The organism is Vasconcelosia minhoensis LEGE 07310 (genome assembly GCF_015207255.1).
Taxonomy (GTDB): Bacteria; Cyanobacteriota; Cyanobacteriia; order Phormidesmidales; family Phormidesmidaceae; genus Vasconcelosia; species Vasconcelosia minhoensis.
In genome coordinates, this window is record NZ_JADEXG010000146.1 from 1 (window position 1) to 2,036 (window position 2,036).

Below are 2,036 nucleotides of genomic sequence, written 5' to 3' on the forward strand. Positions count from 1 at the left end.
GGCATGGGGGTAGTGGGTGGATGGGTGGTGGGTAGTGGGTAGTGGGTGAAGAGGTGATGGGTAGGGGCTTGGTATCCAAGCCCGCACGGCGAGAATATTCGATTAGCTGAGCCAGTGGCGGAGGTGGTGGCGGGCGGTGGCGGTGTAGCCTTTTAGGTAGGTTAGCGGGTTGAGATAGCGGCGGACTAGGGTGGCTGGGTCGCTGGGCTGGGTGGGGGGTGCCTGCCAAGCGTCTAGGGGGTCCAGGGTGCCAGCAGCGAAGTGGGTTTGGCAGGTGCGGCGCTGGATTTTGCCGCTGGGGGTACGGGGGAGTCTGCCGGGTTTGAGCAGGAGCAGGGCGGCGACATCGACGAAATGTTCCTGGAAGACTTTGCGGCGGACGGTTTCGATTACGCCTTTGGCCTGGAGCTGGTTGCGATCGCGCCGTTCAATTTCCTGTACAATAATCAGCCGCTCCTGGCCGTGGAGCGGGGCGGCAAAGGCGGCGGTACCGTTTTGGCGAAAGGCGGGATGGCAGGTTTGGACGGTCTGTTCAATATGGTGGGGATAGTGGTTGATGCCCCAGAACACCATGACGTCGTGCAGCCGCCCGGTGATAAACAGTTCCTCTTGGTGGAGAAAGCCCAGGTCTCCTGTTCTTAAGAAGGGGCCAGCTTTTTCGCTGTCTCGCTTAAGCAAAGCGTGAAAGGTTTGCTCGGTTAATTCTGGCTGCTGCCAGTAGCCCTGGCCTAGCCCTGAGCTTGAATACCAGATTTCGCCGATGTGGTTAGGGGTTAGGGGGTGGTGGGTGGTGGGATCTGCGATCGCGATCTCGCCATCTAGCCAGGTCTGGCCGCAGCTCACCAGGGTTCGGCCCTGATCCGAATCAGACGGTTCTACCCGGTTTTGGCTGAGCGCGGCTGGATCGACGGTGATTATCTTTGGATTTTGGGACTTTTGGCCGCCAGTAATAAACAAAACGGCCTCGGCCATGCCATAGCAGGGATAGAAGGCTTCGCGGCGGAAACCGCAGGGCGCGAACTTGGCGCTAAATTGTGCCATCGTCTCGGGTCGCACCGGCTCTGCGCCGGAAAAAGCGACTTCCCAGGAGCTGAGGTCCAAGCTGGCGAGCTGGTTCTCCGGCACCTGGCGGCAGAGCATATCGTAGGCAAAATTTGGTCCGCCGCTGGTGGTGGCCCGATAGCGCGAAATCGCCTGGAGCCAGAGCACCGGCTGCTGCATAAAGTCAATCGGCGACATCAGCACGCAAAACGTACCCAGGTAGAGCACCTGTAGGGCATTGCCAATCAGCCCCATGTCGTGAAACAGCGGCAGCCAGCCCGCGCCGATGGTCTGTGCAGAATGGCCAAAAGCCTGCTGTAAGGCCCGCTGGTTATGCAGCAGTCCGCCGTGGGTGACTTTGACACCCTTAGGCTGGCCGCTAGAGCCGGAGGTGTACTGCAAGAAAGCCAACGTTTCGGGCGTGAGCAGAGGAGGAGTCCAGGCCGTCGCCGCCGAGTCAGGAATCTGCTCAGGCACGATCCAGCGAATTGTTTCTGATTCCTCAAAAGCACTCGCCGCAAATTGCCGCTTCAGCTTTGCCTGAAGACTGGCCGGGGTCAGCAGCGCCCTTGCCCCCGCCGAACTGAGCCGCGCCAGCAGGTCATCCAGACCGTAGCGATTCCGAGGCGCATGGCTGGGTACGGCCACGATTCCCGCATAGAGACAGCCCAGAAACGCCGCCATAAACTCAATTCCAGCGCTGTAGGGATAGACCAGCACAGCGCGATCGCCGATCTCAAGCTCAGCCTCCAAACCAGCCGCGATCGCCCGAGCCCGCTGGTCCAAAGCCCCATAGGTCATCTCACCCGCCGGTTTGCCCGCCCTGAGCATCACATAGGCCAGCTGCTCCGGCTGCTGCTCGGCCCGACACCGCAGCAAATCAACCAGCGTTAAAGCCTCAACCTGAACCGACTTAGCCAAAACCACCTCCGCCACTGATCACTTAGCTCAATCAACTTACTGCGCGGGACAGGGAGACCCAGCCCCTACCCATC

1 protein-coding gene is annotated in these 2,036 nt (G+C 60.4%); it reads right to left on the reverse strand.

The annotated features are described in order from the left end of the window. Nucleotides 1-102: 102 nt before the first annotated feature. Nucleotides 103-1,962, reverse strand: coding sequence for a fatty acyl-AMP ligase (locus IQ241_RS25160; RefSeq protein ID WP_228022097.1), 1,860 nt, complete (start codon nt 1,960-1,962; stop codon nt 103-105). Nucleotides 1,963-2,036: the final 74 nt, after the last annotated feature.